The following is a 14582-nucleotide window of genomic DNA, read 5'->3' on the forward strand; positions in this document are numbered from 1 at the left end:
TGGCGAGCTAGTTGACTAGATCGCCATATTCATGATGTCGTGGTAAGCCGAAACCAGTTTATTACGTACCTGAATAGTGGCCTGAAATGAGATGTTGGCTTTTTGCCCGGCAATCATCACATCTGAAAGGCTCACCTTGTCGTCGCCCATGGCAAAGTTCTTGCCCATGCTCTCTGCATCGATCTGCATTTTGTTGACGTTATCAAGTGATGACTTTAACGCATCGGAGAAATCGACGCGTTTCGTCTCCTGATTCGCCTGTATGTTGGCTAATGCTGCCCCACCCTTGGCGGCGGTGCTTTCTGAGGCAGGTTTTTGTGCTGCAGCCTTTAACTGTGCTAGCATGGCTTCGATTCTGCCGGAATCAATCGCATTAATCGTCATTCTGGGTACCTCGCTTCTACTGAGACTCCCAGCTAATTTATCACCATAAAAAATACGTCAGTCATCAAATAAGATGGTGAAAATCGCTCTATTCCGACATTTAAAATTTAAATGAGCTAAGATAATGACATCCAATAGGTCACCCATGCAGTCTTGTTTTATGACAAACGCATTTGAATTGGAGAGTCATTATGGCAGCAGTAACAGAAGCGGCCTTTAATAACGGCAATTTGCTTGAGATTAACAGGTCGCTATTGAGCAACAAGTTTGTTCTCGGCCTCGGCGTGGCAGTCGTTGCTGCGATCATGGTGGTTTTCTGGCTATGGAGTCAGCAACCAGACTACCGTGTGCTCTTCTCCAATTATGCCGATAAAGATGGCGGCGCTATTGTTGCCGCGTTGGAGCAAATGAATGTTCCCTACAAATTCTCTGACAGTGGTACTGCCATCCTTGTGCCTGCCACAGATGTCCACCAAACCCGTTTAAAATTAGCTGCGCAAGGCTTACCTAAGGGCGGCAATATCGGTTTTGAGCTACTTGAGAACCAGAAATTCGGCGTTTCACAATTCGTTGAGCAGGTGAATTTTCAGCGTGCGCTTGAAGGTGAGTTGGAGCGTACTATTCAGGCTGTATCTGCGGTCGAAGTCGCAAGAATCCATCTTGCGATACCTAAACCTTCTGTATTCGTGCGTGATCAACAAAGGCCTACTGCGTCTGTGTTGTTGAATCTGCGTCAAGGCCGAGTATTGGATCCACAGCAAGTCAGTGCGATCGTGCATCTTGTAGCGACTAGCGTACCTGAGTTATCAGTATCGAATGTCACGGTGGTAGACCAGAATGGCAACCTGTTGTCAGATACCAGCAAAAAAAGCGGCTTGAATAATCTAGACCCTAGCCAGCTTAAATATGTAGATGAGTTGCAGCAGAACATCGCAAAACGTGTCGAGTCGATCATCTCGCCCATCATCGGCGCAAAGAATGTTCATGCAGAAGCCAGTGCCGAAGTTGACTTCTCAACCCAAGAGCAAGCGGCCGAAATATATAAGCCCAATCAAACTCCGGAAGAGGCTGCGATTCGCAGCATGCAATCTAACGAGTCAAAAACAGTGGGCGACCAAACCAACGGTGGTGTGCCTGGTGCATTATCTAATCAGCCGCCAGTCCCTAACACTGCGCCATTAAATACCCCTGCACCTGCGACTGCTGCCAATGGCGCGACGCCTGCACCGGGCACTGCGGCAGCACAGGCAGCTGCAGCCGCCGCCGCGGCGGCTCAAACACCGAAAGAGCCATTGAACTCACAAAAGAATGTGACGACTAACTATGAGGTAGATAAGACCGTACGCTATACCCAGCAGCCAATGGGTGGTATCAAACGCTTGAGCGTTGCTGTGGTGGTGAACAATATTCAGAGTATGGATGCCAAAGGCAAGGTCACAAGCCGCGCACTGACAGATGCTGAAAAAACACAGATCAGTGATCTGGCTAAACAGGCTATGGGCTTCAATACTGAACGCGGTGACTCGCTCACTGTGGTGAACAGCTCTTTTGTTGCGGATCAGGGTGAATTGTTGCCAAGCATCCCATTCTGGAAAGACCCAGAGTATATTGGTATGGCAAAAGAGTTTTTGCGTATTGGTGTAGTGTTGTTGATTCTGTTCATGCTGTATTCGCGTGTCATGAAGCCTATGCTACGCAAGATGACACAGCCGCCAGTTGAGAATTTGCCCGCGCCTGGCGATAATCAGGATACGGTGGTGAATATCGGTGGCGACCCCCTGCTTGAGGCGAGAAAAATTCAGCCTAAGGGCTATGAACAAAGTCTTATCGCGGCAAAGCAGATCGCTAAGGAAAATCCAAAGCTGGTCGCAAATATGGTAACTAACTGGGTGAGTGGCAATGAGTGATGCCGGAGTGATGAAAAGCGCGATCCTCATGCTCGCTTTGGGTGAGGATGAGGCTGCGGAAGTGATGCGCCATCTAGCACCTAAAGAGGTGCAGAAGCTTGGCACTGTCATGGCTACTTTGACGTCGGTGGGCCATGATCAGGTTGAAGCCGTCATAGAAGAGTTCTTGGCTGAAACCGACAAGAGCGCTTCATTCTCTTTTGATTCTGATGAATATATCCGCTCCGTACTCACAAAAGCCTTAGGCGATGACAAAGCCTCAGGTTTGCTTAACCGTATTTTGCAGACCAAAGATTCAAGCGGTATTGAAAGTTTGAAGTGGATGGATGCGCAAACCGTTGCCGACTTCATCAGAAACGAACATCCTCAAATCATCGCCACTATCCTTGTGCATTTGGATCCAGATCATGCTTCAGCTGTGCTCGGGTTTTTCACAGATCGTTTACGTCAGGACGTGATGTTGCGTATTGCGACACTAGATGGCGTAAAACCAGCTGCCTTGCGTGAACTGAATGATGTGTTGTCGAAGTTGCTCACAGGTAATGAAAATATCAAGAAACAACAAATGGGTGGTGTGCGTACAGCAGCCGAGATCATGAACTACATGAGCGGTGAGAATGAGGCCACTGTCATGGAAGGCCTCAAGAGTTACGATGAGGACATGGCGCAGAAGATATTGGATGAAATGTTTGTCTTCGAAAACATTCTTGAGATCGATGACAAGGGTATTCAGGTCATGTTGCGTGAAGTGCAGTCTGAAACATTGATTGTTGCGCTCAAAGGCGCTAGCGCTGAAATTCGTGAAAAAGTCTTCAAGAATATGTCCAGCCGGGCAGCTGAAATGATGAAAGAGGATCTGGAGAGCAAAGGGCCTGTGCGTTTGTCCGATGTTGAGTCTCAACAGAAACAGATATTGCAGATCATCAGGCGTCTGGCGGATGAAGGCCAGATCATGCTAGCCGGTAAGGGGGATGATACTTATGTCTAGCGCACCTGTACCTAAAGAGCAGCAGACAGCCTATCAGCGATGGGAGTTGTCTTCTTTTGCTGACGGCAAAGCAGGTGTCACGCCGATTAAACCTAAAAAAGAGATGCCGAAGAATGATCCGGTTGAGCAAGAGAGGTTAGCTAATATTGTTGAAGGCTTACGCAAAGAGGCTTTTACTAAAGGCATGCAGGAGGGTTTTGCCGTTGGTATGGCACAAGCCCGTGAACGCGAGCAGGAAGAGCGAGATGAGCTCAAGAACCTGGCACAAGGATTTAGTGAGGCCTTGCATAAAGCCGATGAAGAAGTAGCCGAACAACTATTGGAGTTGGCCTTGGATATCGCCAAGGCAATGCTCAAGGCAAAGATGAGCGTAGACCCGATGGTGATTATTCCTGTGGTTAAAGATGCGATTCATTACCTGCCTTATGTGCAGAAGCCAGCCAAGATCCTTGTACACCCTGAAGATGCGAAATTGCTAAAAGAGCATATGTCCGTCGAGCTGACTGAGCAGAACTGGATGGTGCTAGAGGAGGCCGGTATCGAACGAGGCGGGTGCATCGTCGAGACTGCTGCCAACCAGATCGATGCAACCAATGCCACGCGTTGGAAGCGCATCAGCGATGCTCTGGCACAAAGTGGCGACTGGATAGAAGAATGAGTAATGTGCTAGCACATCACAAGCATTGGCAGAACTACATGAAAGATTGTAGTGAGATACTTAGTATCGTTGAGCCGCTTGAGGTCGCTGGACGGATCACCAAATTGACAGGGCTGGTGATGGAAGCTGTTGGCATCAAGCTTCCTATCGGCTGTGCTTGCATCGTACCGCTTGCCGAAGGACGCAAAGTAGAGGCTGAAGTTGTTGGGTTTGATGGTGAAAAATTGCTTTTGATGCCGCAAAGTGGTGTCGAAGGCATTACGCCGGGTGCCAAGGTATATGCGATGGATGTCTCCGATGCGTTACCTAAACCTAGCCAGCGCACAGCACCACGCCGCAGGACATCAGACCGTGCGCGTCACTTGCCTGTAGGGGATGGCCTGCTTGGTCGTGTTGTCGATGGCGCAGGCCGTCCTTTGGATGACCTAGGCCCATTGTTAACTAATGATAGCTCTCCATTGACTGCGCGTCCGCTGAATCCGTTGATGCGCGCACCGATCAAGGATGTATTGGATGTTGGCGTACGTGCGATCAACAGCATGCTGACAGTAGGTCGTGGTCAACGCATGGGTTTGTTTGCTGGTTCCGGCGTTGGTAAGAGTGTGCTACTCGGCATGATGGCGCGCTATACAACAGCAGATGTCATTGTGGTCGGTCTGATCGGTGAACGCGGACGTGAAGTTCAGGAGTTTATCGAGCAGATTCTGGGTGAAGAAGGCTTGGCGCGCTCAGTTGTTGTGGCAGCTCCTGCCGATGTGCCTGCATTGATGCGTTTGCAAGGTGCCAGCTATGCAACCGCCATCGCCGAGTTTTTCCGTAATCAAGGCAAGAATGTATTATTGATTATGGATTCATTGACACGGTATGCCATGGCGCAGCGTGAAGTCGCTTTAGCGGTCGGTGAACCGCCAGCGACAAAAGGGTATCCGCCATCCGTCTTCGCGAAGTTGCCGGCCTTGGTTGAGCGCGCTGGTAACGGTCGCCCGGGTGAGGGGTCGATCACCGCTTTTTATACTGTACTGACCGAGGGTGATGATCAGCAGGACCCTATCGCCGATGCTGCGCGCGCGATTCTTGATGGACATATCGTGTTAAGTCGTAGTCTTGCGGAGAGTGGGCATTACCCCGCGATTGATATAGAACAATCTATTAGTCGGGCGATGCATAACATCACCACACCGCATCACCAGAAGCTTTCAAGAAAGCTCAAGCAGTTAAATTCTCGTTATACCCGCAGTATGGATCTGATCAATGTTGGTGCCTATGAGCCGGGCAGTGACCCTATCCTAGATGAAGCAATCGCAAGGCATGAAAGCGTCGAGGCGTTTTTGCAGCAAGATATCGCTGAACGTGCAGATGTGGCACAGAGTATCCAGCAACTGACGGATATTCTCGAGGCATAGTGAAGTACTGATTGGAGGAGAGATCACATGGCAACACAGCAATCAGTGGTACTAACAACATTAAAAGAAATAGCCTCAAAAGAGGTCGATGCTGCTGCGGAAAAACTTGCAGCCGCTAATCAATTATTGAAAGATGCAAATAGCAAGCTTGATATGTTGAATGAATATCGTGGCGATTACGTCAAAAAGCTGGATGGGATTCTTGTTTCAGGCTTTAGTGCAGATGCTTACCAGAATTATCAGAGTTTTTTAAGAAAGCTCGATCAGGCTATTCTGGGGCAGCAAGATGTCGTTGACTCTTCACGTTACCAAGTCAACGCGCAGCGTGAGATTTGGCAAGAGTGCCAAAAGAAAAAGTTGTCTTATGAAGTGCTGGCTGACCGATCAGATAAACGTGCGCACCAGCAGCAGTTGAAGCAAGACCAGAAGATGATGGATGAACACGCAATGCGGATGAATAAATTTAATCGTTAATCTTGAATGTATTGAGAATAGGTGACTGGATCATGCAAAACTTATCATTATTGATTTCACAAAGTAATCCTGCGCAGACTGTTCCATCAGCCGTTAGCAACCCCGATAAAAGCTCGGCGAATGCATCTGCGAACGAGGGCGCTTCTTTTAAAGAGTTGCTTTCAACGCAAGTGAGAAATAAACAGGCGCAGACCGATCAAACACGTGCTGCGCAAGCAAGAATCGATGAAAAATCACGTTTGGCTGAACAGCAAGTGGCGAAGAAAATAGTCAATGCTGGTGATACCAACGTCAAAACAACCACTGCTTCAGCCCCATCAGCTGAACCTGTTTCTGAAAAAGCTAAAGAGATTGTTGATAGCAATATCAAGGATCAAGCGCTTTCCATAACGCAAGATAAAGCCGATGTTGACACTAAAAAAACAGCAATCGTCGCAGATGCCAAAGATGTTCCGGTAGAAGATGTACCTGCGTTGACCGCTGATGCCGCTACTGTTATTGCGGCGCCAATCGTGCCGATTACCCCGCAAGTAGAATCGACAAGTGTGAGCGAGATAAAAACAGGGAATGCAGCCGCTGATATCACCGCACAGAAACGCAGTGCCTTAGATGCTGATCTACGTGCCGAACTCGCGCAACATAAAAAGGCTGGCGATGCGAAAGATATTGCTGTCTCAGGTAAATCTTCTGAGCATGCTGCTGATCTCTCCGAGTGGGTTGATAGTATATTGCCGAATGCGGCTAAAGTGGCTGATGCCACGGATGCACAAACGAACAAGCTGATGGCGGGTGCTAAAGAATCAGTGGCAAAAGATGCTGCCTTAACTTCAGCAATTCAAGCGCCTGTGCCGCAAGCCACACAACAAACAAGCCAGCTTCAGGTAGCGCAGGCAGCAAGCTCGAATGTGATTAGTACGCCACCCGGTAAAACCGGTTGGGATCAGGCGATTGGTCAAAAAGTGGTTTGGATGGTAGGCGCTGCTGAACAATCTGCCACCCTGACCTTGAACCCGCCTGATCTTGGCCCGCTGCAAGTGGTGATCCATGTGCATAACGATCAAGCGGATGCTACTTTTATCTCGGATAATTCCGAGGTGCGCAAAGCTCTGGAAGATGGGCTGTCTAACCTGCGTGACATGATGAACCAGTCGGGAATCAATCTGGGGCAAACTAATATTGGTTCGGGAAGCCAGCAGAAAGAGTTTGAGCAAATGGCAAAAGCCCGTTCTGAACGTTTGGCTGGCGATAGCGGTGTGCAAGAAAGCGCCGTCGCTCATATACCAACTGTCAGTCGAGTAAGTAACGGTTTGGTAGATACTTTCGCCTGATATATTTCCTTATGCGGTTAGATATTTTTCTTACATAAGGAATGTCTAACCGCATTCTTGCTGCAAATCGTTTTCAAGCTTAGATTTGACCCATTTTATCCCTTTTGTTCAACACATCTGCGGAAGGCTATTTTTTTGATAATATAGCTGTTCCATACATCAGAAGTGTTTTTAGGGGTTATAAGATGGCACAAGATTTCGACGAAGAAAGTCCAAAAAAGAAATCAAGCAGTAAGAAGTTAATTATTATTTTGCTCCTCGTGCTGATCATCGGCGGCGGTGGGGCTGCGGGTGCATGGTATTTCCTTTCACAACAACATGCTGCACCGCATAAAGAGGCTGAAGCCAAGCCAGAACCTGCTAAACCCCCAGTATTTCTTGCGCTTGAAACATTTACCGTGAATCTTCAGCCTGATCCTGATGACCAGTATCTGCAAGTGGAACTCACTTTAAAGGTCGCGAACAATGAGACAGCTGAACTGTTGAAACTTCATATGCCAGAAGTGCGTAACCGCGTTCTATTATTATTATCTAGCAAGAAAAGTAGTGAAGTTACTTCGCTAGAGGGTAAAAAAGTATTGTCGGACGAGATCATCGCTCAGCTAAAAGAACCATTTTCTCAAGGTGCTAAACCTCAAGAAGTTGATGGTGTCTTCTTTACTTCTTTTGTTGTTCAATAAAACCTGACCATGGCTGATAACTTTTTATCTCAAGACGAAGTCGATGCGCTACTTAAAGGTGTCGGCGGCGATCAGGATGAAGTTCAGCCTGAGATTGATCCTGCGGCTGTTCGCTCATACAACCTTGCGACGCAAGAGCGCATCGTACGTGGGCGTATGCCGACGCTGGAAATCATCAATGAGCGGTTTGCCAGGCTGTTACGTATTGGGCTCTTTAACTTCCTCCGTCGCAATGTGGAAATTTCTGTAGGCCCTGTCCGTATCTCTAAATACAGCGAGTTCATCCGCAATCTTGTTGTGCCGACTAATCTTAACTTGGTGCAAATGCAACCGATGCGAGGGACGGCGCTGATCGTCTTTGATCCATCTCTCGTGTTTTCAGTGGTTGATGGTCTCTTTGGTGGTGATGGACGTTTCCATACGCGGGTTGAAGGGCGTGACTTTACGCAGACAGAGCAGCGTATCATCCAGCGCGTGCTGGCTATCGTATTAGAGAACTATGAGAAATCATGGGAGCCTGTGTATCCGGTCAAGTTTGAATATATCCGTTCAGAGATGAATACCCAGTTTGCCAATATTGCCACCCCTAATGAAGTAGTGATTGCGACTACTTTCAGTGTTGAGTTGGGGGCTACAACGGGAGAGATTCATTTCTGCTTCCCATACTCGATGATCGAACCTGTACGTGACGTATTGACGTCTAGCTTGCAGGGCGAAGTGTTGGGTGTCGATAAACGTTGGGTGAAGCTGATGACACAGCAGATACAATCTGCGGAAGTGAAATTGGTGGCTGACCTAGCTCAGACCAATATGCAATTAGGTGACGTGCTTAATATGAAAGTGGGTGATGTGATCCCGCTTTCTATCAAGGATGAGATCGAAGCTAAAGTAGATGGTGTACCAGTCATGCAGTGCAAATACGGCATGTTTAACGGGCAATATGCATTACGCGTTGAGAAGCTATTAAGAGCGAACTCTTCGGAATACATTAAAGGAGAACCAAATGGCGATCAATCCTGAAGATCTTGAGGCTACAGAAGCCCCTGAAGCCGCAACTGAAGTGGCTGAAGACGATTGGGGCGCAGCAATGGCTGAGCAGCAGTCATCTGAGTCTGCCTTACAGACTAAAACAGAACAAGCGCCTGTGTTTACTGAGTTTTCAGCAAAGAACAAGTTAGGCGAAACACAGAATGATATTGATTTCATTCTGGATATCCCCGTGCAGCTTACCGTTGAGCTTGGACGTACCAAAATCGCGATCAAGAACCTGTTGCAATTAGCACAAGGCTCCGTGGTTGAGCTGGATGGTATGGCGGGCGAACCGATGGATGTCTTGGTAAATGGCTGCTTGATCGCACAAGGTGAGGTGGTTGTGGTGAATGATAAGTTTGGTATTCGCCTGACTGATATCATCACGCCCGCAGAGCGCATCCGCAAAATTAACAAGTAACAGACCAATCGGTAACAATTCCAATAAATGATGAGTGAAAGCGGGTTGTATGCATCGTTGGCTTAAAACGAACAAGGCGCTTAAGAGCTGGGTCATCTTCGTATTTTTTTCATTTCTACAGACACAGACACAGGCATATGCTGCAGATGCAGCGATGCCATCACCAACCACCAGTGCATTTAAAATGGTATTCGGGCTGATTATCGTACTAGGTATCATGGCGGCAATCGCTTGGATATTCAAACGTATGATGCCTATGGCACAGGGCCAAAGCTCAGTTGCCAAAGTCATCGGTGGTGTGAGTGTGGGCACACGCGAGCGCGTAGTCGTCATCCAGATAGCGGATCGCTGGGTTGTTGTGGGTGTAGCGCCAGGGAGCGTGAATGCGATTGCGAATATAGAGCCTGGGGCGTTTGCCATAGAAGATATCGAAGTGACCGATACGACACATCCCTTGAGCACCCATCCATTTGCAAAATGGTTGAAGAAATCAATTGAGAAATCTGATGGAAAAATCGCCAAATAAATTATTCAGGGTTTCTATCTTTGGCTTAATCATCGGTTTGCTGATGTTTGTGCCTTTTATGGCAAATGCTGCAGATGCCGGTATGCCGCTCGTAAATGCGACTCCGGCAGCGGGTGGCGGGCAGAACTATACGCTTAGCTTGCAAACATTGATTCTGCTGACAGCTTTATCGTTCCTGCCTTCGGCATTACTGATGATGACAAGTTTTACACGTATCATCATCGTGCTGTCTTTATTGAGACAAGCATTGGGTACACAGTCATCTCCGCCGAATCAGGTGTTGATTGGCCTAGCATTATTTCTCACTCTTTTTGTGATGAGCCCGGTTTTTGACAAGATATATACAGATGCCTACCAGCCGCTTTCCGAGAACAAGATCACGATGCAAGAGGCCATGGATAAAGGTGTTGCGCCGCTAAAAACATTCATGCTCAAGCAGACGCGTGAAGGTGATCTGGCACTATTCCTAAAGATGGCACAGACCAAACCTATCGAGAATGCTGATCAGATACCGCTCCGTGTACTGGTACCAGCCTTTATGACGAGCGAGCTCAAGACGGCGTTCCAGATCGGTTTTGCAATCTTCATCCCGTTTCTGATTATTGATATGGTTGTTGCCAGTGTGCTGATGGCCATGGGGATGATGATGGTATCGCCAGCCATCGTGGCCTTGCCATTTAAGCTGATGTTATTCGTATTAGTGGATGGCTGGCAGTTGCTGCTGGGTTCACTCGTACAAAGTTTCTATTGAGGAGAGCATAAATGACGCCAGAAGGTGTGATGACGCTTGGTCACCAAGCGATGGAAGTGACATTGATGGTAGCGGCTCCAATGCTGATCGTCGTATTGTTGATCGGCCTGATTGTCAGTATCTTTCAGGCCGCCACTCAAATCAATGAAGCAACGCTCTCATTTATTCCCAAACTTATCGGCGTATTTGTCGTGCTGGTGATCGCAGGCCCTTGGATGTTGACCACCATGACAGATTACATGCGGCTTGTATTCACTAGCGTCCCAATGATGGCAGCGGGCTAGTTAGCCTCAGTTATTTCCAACTTTAGATTCCCACTCTAGTATTTGCCGATGATCTCAATTAGCAGTGATGTACTGAATGCTTGGGTCATCGGTTTGCTATGGCCGCTGGCAAGAGTGCTTGCCATGATTGCTGCCTCCCCGATTTTTAGTCACGGTGCTATTCCCACACGTGTTCAGGCGGGTGTCGGAGTATTGATCACGTTGGCAACGATGCCTATGCTGCCGCCAATGCCACATTTCGATATTATTTCTCTACAAGGCTTGTTGATTCTGGCGCAGCAGATACTTATAGGTGCTGCCATTGGCTTGAGTATGCGTATTGTTTTTTCTGCTGTTGAAATGGCAGGGCAGTTGATCGGTATGACAATGGGCTTGGGTTTTGCCACCTTTTTTGACCCGCAATCACAAGGGCAGAGTAATGCGATCAGTCAGTTTCTGATGCTATTCGCCATGTTGGTATTTTTGAGTATTGATGGGCATTTGCTGATTATTTCAGCGGTGGCAAATAGTTTTGTCACCATTCCTATTTCCACGGATGTAGGTGGTGGGCTGAATTACATGAAGATCGCGCTTTGGGGTGAAAAGGTCTTTAGTGCCGGGCTGCTTTTGGCTTTACCGGCAGTGGCTGCTTTGTTAATCGCCAATATGGCGCTGGGCGTATTAACCAGAACAGCGCCACAGCTGAATATTTTTGGTATTGGTTTCCCCATTACGATTAGTATGGGGTTTATTGTGATTGCGTTTACCTTGCCAGGCATGTTGCAGCCGATTCAGCATATCATTCAGGAAGGCATTATCACGATGAATAGTGTCGGGATGCCTTCAGCAACGCCATTACCTAAATAATATTTCTGGCTAGGCATGGATTACAACATGCTGAATAGTGAGAGTCCTGTAGTCATCGTAAATGATTGCATGGCGGCATCAAGTACCGTTTTTTGTTTAGTCAGGTCAGAGAGGGCTTTCGTATAATCCAGATCCTGAATATTCGAAAGCGTTGCTTGGTACTGGATATCTTTCTCTGAGCCTGCTGTATCTAAGGCTTCCAGTTCTTGCAATTTAGTGCCGACAGACGCGCGTGCAGTGACTACGTTATCCAGTGACCCTGCAACACTGGCATTGAGCGTGCCAAGTCCGGTACTTAATGCATCACGGTCAGCATCTGTTACCACAGGCGTCTGGAGTAAGGTAACCAAGCTTTTTAATGACGCGAAAATGTCATTGCCATTCGCTTGAAAGATGCTTGAGCCCGTTTCGTTAATGGCAATCTGGCGGCTACTGTCTACCTGTACTAGATGTGTGCCATCATCCCCCGTGTAGGTTGCGCCCGTTGCGGTCTCTACATAAGGGGCTGTCTTGATATTGAAACCTGCAAACAGGTAATTGCTTGAAGCGTCTTTGCTATTCGCCAATGCAACAAGCTGGCTTAGCGAGCTTTGGATTTGTGTTGCCAAGTCACCGCGTTGTTGGTTGGATAATACGGCATTGCCTGCGCCAACGATGTTGGATTGTACTGAAAGTATTACGTCACTGATGCTTGAAAGTGCACCTTCGACAGTGTTTAACTGAGCAGTTGCATTGCTGCGATTGTCTTTATATTGGGAGTTGATGCTTTGCGCTTGTGTCAGCTCGACCACGCGGGCTGAGCCAACAGGGTCATCCGAGGGCTTATTGATTCTCTTCATTGTGGCGATCTGTTCTTGCAGTTTGACCTGATCCGCCTGAATATTGCTGATCCGTGCGATGCCGGAGTCATAAATAGTGTTTGTACTGATGCGCATGATCTTGATTCCTTATGTGCTCAATGTGTTAAATGGCTAATATCGAATCAAACAATTCACTGGCGATCTGCATCATTTTACCTGCTGCCTGATACGCCTGTTGATAACGTAGAAGATTCGTTGCTTCTTCATCTAGATTCACACCCGACAATGATTGCTGTGCCGAAACCGATTGTGCAACCAGCGTGCTGGCGGCTTCACCTGTGATCTGTAGTTCACGTGTCTTATTGCCAACGGTACTGACTAGCTTAGAGAAAGCACCTTCATAGCTGGTATTGCCATCGATCGTGTTTGCTGTTTGCAAGCCTGACATCAAGAGTGCATTGCGATTATCACCAGCTGCCGTCGTGGTATTGGCTGTCAGGGTGAACGTGTCACCATTGGCTGGTGTGCCACTCATCTGAAAGCTCACGCCTGCGACGCTATAGCTAGCGCCACTGGTGTAAGGAATAGTGCTACCGGCAGGGTATACAGTACTGGTTGAACCCACTGTTACTGTGACTGCCTGCGATGCAGGGAAGCCCGAAAGTGATGTCGTGCCACTATTGTAGGTAAGTGTTAATGGTGAGGCGAGGGGGCTTGCTGCATAGGTACTGCTGACGGATGCAGTGCCTATCGACGCACTCCCTGTATTCGTTGTTGTGGCGGCAGAGCTGACAGCAGGTGCGCCTGCTGCGATCTTGCTTGTATCTGTCATTGAGACTGAAAGCGAGTTTGCGGCATTCTTTGTCGGTTGAATCACGAATGTATCACCAGTGCCTATCGTGCCGGAGGCAATATCGACACTCATGCCATCAATGGTTTGTGGAAAGCTGGCGAATGTGAATGTCTGGCCATCACCCGAGCGGGTCAATGTGTAGTTCGCACCATCATATTTAAGTTTGTAATCGCTCGTGGTAATAGCCGATGCATCAGTGATCGAGGCGCTGATTGTGGCTGAACCTGTGTTGTTGGTACTGGCATTCACTTTTGGTACAGGCAGGTTGAATATATTCACGCCAGGATCACCATTAGCATCAAGCCCTTGCTGGTTCTGCGTATTGAGTGAATTTGCTAGCCCGATAGCGATCTGCCCAAGGCGGTTCTGGGCATCATCCAGCGAATTGCGAAATTCCAATATGCCGCCGATATTACCACCAGAGATGCTATTGCTATTGAGTAGCGATGTGCCACCTGAGGGAGTCTGATAAGCGAGCTCAAGTCTGCTACTGTCAGTCGGTGATGGTACGGTAGTCAACGAATAAGTGTTGATACCAGATACCAAGGGCAAGCCGTTGCTGACATAAACGTTATAACTATTGCCTTGTGTGACTACATTGACTTTGATCTCCTTACTTAACTCGGAGACCAGATTGTCACGCTGATCCATTAAATCATTAGGTGGCTGACCTGTGGCATTGATCGCTTTTTCAATTGAGCTATTCAACTGTGCGATCTGGGTGGCATAAGAATTTACCAGTGTCATGCTGCTACTGAGCTGTGAATTCACGGCCGTTTGCATCTCGGCTAATCGACCACCAATGCTCTGGAATCGGCTAGTCAGTGATTGCGCAGAGGATAGAAACGCCTGACGCGATGCCGAATCACTGGGGCTGGATGATAGGTCCTGAACGCTATCAAAGAAATCTTCTAACGCGGGTGTCAGGCTGGCGGATGAGTTTGCCAACAAATCATCGATCTGCGCCATTTGGGTCGCGTAAGTATTCAGTTCGCTGCTGGTAGACTGGTGGCTATTCACCTGCTTTGCCAAGAGGTCGCTGTAGATGCGCGTAATCGTACTTACCTGAACCCCTTGACCCACATAACCATACCCATAATTGATCGCTAAAGCCGATGCCTGAATCGTCGTTTGTCTGGAGTATCCAGGGGTCGATGCATTCGCGATATTGTTTCCTGTCGTGTTTATCCCTGCCTGTGCGGCGGCGAGTGCTGTCTTGCCTATATTTAGAATGTTCGACATAACGTTGC

The 14582-nt window shown here is 48.0% G+C and carries 16 protein-coding genes; 13 read left to right on the plus strand and 3 right to left on the minus strand.

From position 1 onward, the window contains the following. Positions 1-15 precede the first annotated feature (15 nt). Complete coding sequence (fliE, locus tag A7981_RS11085; RefSeq protein WP_067268149.1) at positions 16-384, minus strand: flagellar hook-basal body complex protein FliE; 369 nt, start codon at positions 382-384, stop codon at positions 16-18. 191 nt (positions 385-575) lie between these two features. Here fliE and fliF point away from each other — a divergent pair, with 191 nt between their 5' ends. The 13 genes from fliF to fliR all read left to right on the plus strand — a co-directional run bounded on the left by fliF (position 576) and on the right by fliR (position 11679). Next, positions 576-2291: a flagellar basal-body MS-ring/collar protein FliF gene (gene fliF, locus A7981_RS11090; protein WP_067268152.1), complete on the plus strand. Its 1716-nt coding sequence runs from the start codon at positions 576-578 to the stop codon at positions 2289-2291. After that, positions 2284-3279, plus strand: a complete 996-nt coding sequence (gene fliG, locus A7981_RS11095; RefSeq protein ID WP_067268154.1) for a flagellar motor switch protein FliG — start codon at positions 2284-2286, stop codon at positions 3277-3279. The genes fliF and fliG overlap by 8 nt, the downstream gene beginning before the upstream one ends. Beyond that, positions 3272-3937, plus strand: coding sequence for a flagellar assembly protein FliH (locus A7981_RS11100; RefSeq protein WP_067268156.1), 666 nt, complete (start codon positions 3272-3274; stop codon positions 3935-3937). Before fliG ends, A7981_RS11100 begins: the two co-directional genes overlap by 8 nt. Then, positions 3934-5340, plus strand: a complete 1407-nt coding sequence (gene fliI / locus A7981_RS11105) for a flagellar protein export ATPase FliI (protein WP_067268159.1) — start codon at positions 3934-3936, stop codon at positions 5338-5340. The genes A7981_RS11100 and fliI overlap by 4 nt, the downstream gene beginning before the upstream one ends. Before the next feature lie 27 nt (positions 5341-5367). After that, on the plus strand, positions 5368-5814 hold the full coding sequence (gene fliJ, locus A7981_RS11110; protein ID WP_067268162.1) for a flagellar export protein FliJ: 447 nt from the start codon (positions 5368-5370) through the stop codon (positions 5812-5814). Between the two features lie 32 nt (positions 5815-5846). Next, a complete protein-coding gene (locus A7981_RS11115; RefSeq protein WP_067268164.1) occupies positions 5847-7142 on the plus strand; it encodes a flagellar hook-length control protein FliK in 1296 nt (431 codons plus the stop codon). Between the two features lie 185 nt (positions 7143-7327). Further along, positions 7328-7822 (plus strand): flagellar basal body-associated protein FliL, encoded by a 495-nt coding sequence (gene fliL / locus A7981_RS11120; protein ID WP_067268166.1) that lies wholly within the window; start codon positions 7328-7330, stop codon positions 7820-7822. A 9-nt stretch (positions 7823-7831) separates the two neighbouring features. Beyond that, positions 7832-8842 (plus strand): flagellar motor switch protein FliM, encoded by a 1011-nt coding sequence (gene fliM, locus A7981_RS11125; protein ID WP_067268168.1) that lies wholly within the window; start codon positions 7832-7834, stop codon positions 8840-8842. Further along, on the plus strand, positions 8826-9272 hold the full coding sequence (fliN, locus tag A7981_RS11130; RefSeq protein WP_067268170.1) for a flagellar motor switch protein FliN: 447 nt from the start codon (positions 8826-8828) through the stop codon (positions 9270-9272). The genes fliM and fliN overlap by 17 nt, the downstream gene beginning before the upstream one ends. A gap of 49 nt (positions 9273-9321) precedes the next feature. Next, positions 9322-9798, plus strand: a complete 477-nt coding sequence (gene fliO / locus A7981_RS11135; protein WP_082889305.1) for a flagellar biosynthetic protein FliO — start codon at positions 9322-9324, stop codon at positions 9796-9798. Positions 9799-9841: 43 nt separating this feature from the next. Continuing rightward, on the plus strand, positions 9842-10549 hold the full coding sequence (gene fliP / locus A7981_RS11140; RefSeq protein WP_217234109.1) for a flagellar type III secretion system pore protein FliP: 708 nt from the start codon (positions 9842-9844) through the stop codon (positions 10547-10549). Between the two features lie 11 nt (positions 10550-10560). Then, positions 10561-10833 carry a flagellar biosynthesis protein FliQ gene (fliQ, locus tag A7981_RS11145; RefSeq protein WP_067268174.1) on the plus strand — a complete coding sequence of 91 codons (273 nt, stop codon included), beginning with the start codon at positions 10561-10563 and terminating at the stop codon, positions 10831-10833. 48 nt (positions 10834-10881) lie between these two features. After that, positions 10882-11679 (plus strand): flagellar biosynthetic protein FliR, encoded by a 798-nt coding sequence (fliR, locus tag A7981_RS11150; RefSeq protein WP_067268176.1) that lies wholly within the window; start codon positions 10882-10884, stop codon positions 11677-11679. A 20-nt stretch (positions 11680-11699) separates the two neighbouring features. On the opposite strand, the gene flgL is transcribed toward fliR, so the two are convergent. Both flgL and flgK read right to left on the minus strand, forming a co-directional pair. Next, entirely contained in the window at positions 11700-12614 is a 915-nt protein-coding gene (gene flgL / locus A7981_RS11155; RefSeq protein ID WP_067268178.1) for a flagellar hook-associated protein FlgL, read from the minus strand. A gap of 28 nt (positions 12615-12642) precedes the next feature. Then, entirely contained in the window at positions 12643-14574 is a 1932-nt protein-coding gene (flgK, locus tag A7981_RS11160; protein ID WP_067268180.1) for a flagellar hook-associated protein FlgK, read from the minus strand. Between the last annotated feature and the right edge of the window lie 8 nt (positions 14575-14582).

The sequence above is a fragment of the Methylovorus sp. MM2 genome, assembly GCF_001648895.1.
GTDB lineage: Bacteria > Pseudomonadota > Gammaproteobacteria > Burkholderiales > Methylophilaceae > MM1.

Bases quoted from the DNA above. Each gene is read 5' to 3' on its own strand.
- fliE (WP_067268149.1), bottom strand. From the start codon at position 384: ATGACGATTAATGCGATTGATTCCGGCAGAATCGAAGCCATGCTAGCA.
- fliF (WP_067268152.1), top strand. From the start codon at position 576: ATGGCAGCAGTAACAGAAGCGGCCTTTAATAACGGCAATTTGCTTGAG.
- fliG (WP_067268154.1), top strand. From the start codon at position 2,284: ATGAGTGATGCCGGAGTGATGAAAAGCGCGATCCTCATGCTCGCTTTG.
- A7981_RS11100 (WP_067268156.1), top strand. From the start codon at position 3,272: ATGTCTAGCGCACCTGTACCTAAAGAGCAGCAGACAGCCTATCAGCGA.
- fliI (WP_067268159.1), top strand. From the start codon at position 3,934: ATGAGTAATGTGCTAGCACATCACAAGCATTGGCAGAACTACATGAAA.
- fliJ (WP_067268162.1), top strand. From the start codon at position 5,368: ATGGCAACACAGCAATCAGTGGTACTAACAACATTAAAAGAAATAGCC.
- A7981_RS11115 (WP_067268164.1), top strand. From the start codon at position 5,847: ATGCAAAACTTATCATTATTGATTTCACAAAGTAATCCTGCGCAGACT.
- fliL (WP_067268166.1), top strand. From the start codon at position 7,328: ATGGCACAAGATTTCGACGAAGAAAGTCCAAAAAAGAAATCAAGCAGT.
- fliM (WP_067268168.1), top strand. From the start codon at position 7,832: ATGGCTGATAACTTTTTATCTCAAGACGAAGTCGATGCGCTACTTAAA.
- fliN (WP_067268170.1), top strand. From the start codon at position 8,826: ATGGCGATCAATCCTGAAGATCTTGAGGCTACAGAAGCCCCTGAAGCC.
- fliO (WP_082889305.1), top strand. From the start codon at position 9,322: ATGCATCGTTGGCTTAAAACGAACAAGGCGCTTAAGAGCTGGGTCATC.
- fliP (WP_217234109.1), top strand. From the start codon at position 9,842: ATGTTTGTGCCTTTTATGGCAAATGCTGCAGATGCCGGTATGCCGCTC.
- fliQ (WP_067268174.1), top strand. From the start codon at position 10,561: ATGACGCCAGAAGGTGTGATGACGCTTGGTCACCAAGCGATGGAAGTG.
- fliR (WP_067268176.1), top strand. From the start codon at position 10,882: ATGATCTCAATTAGCAGTGATGTACTGAATGCTTGGGTCATCGGTTTG.
- flgL (WP_067268178.1), bottom strand. From the start codon at position 12,614: ATGCGCATCAGTACAAACACTATTTATGACTCCGGCATCGCACGGATC.
- flgK (WP_067268180.1), bottom strand. From the start codon at position 14,574: ATGTCGAACATTCTAAATATAGGCAAGACAGCACTCGCCGCCGCACAG.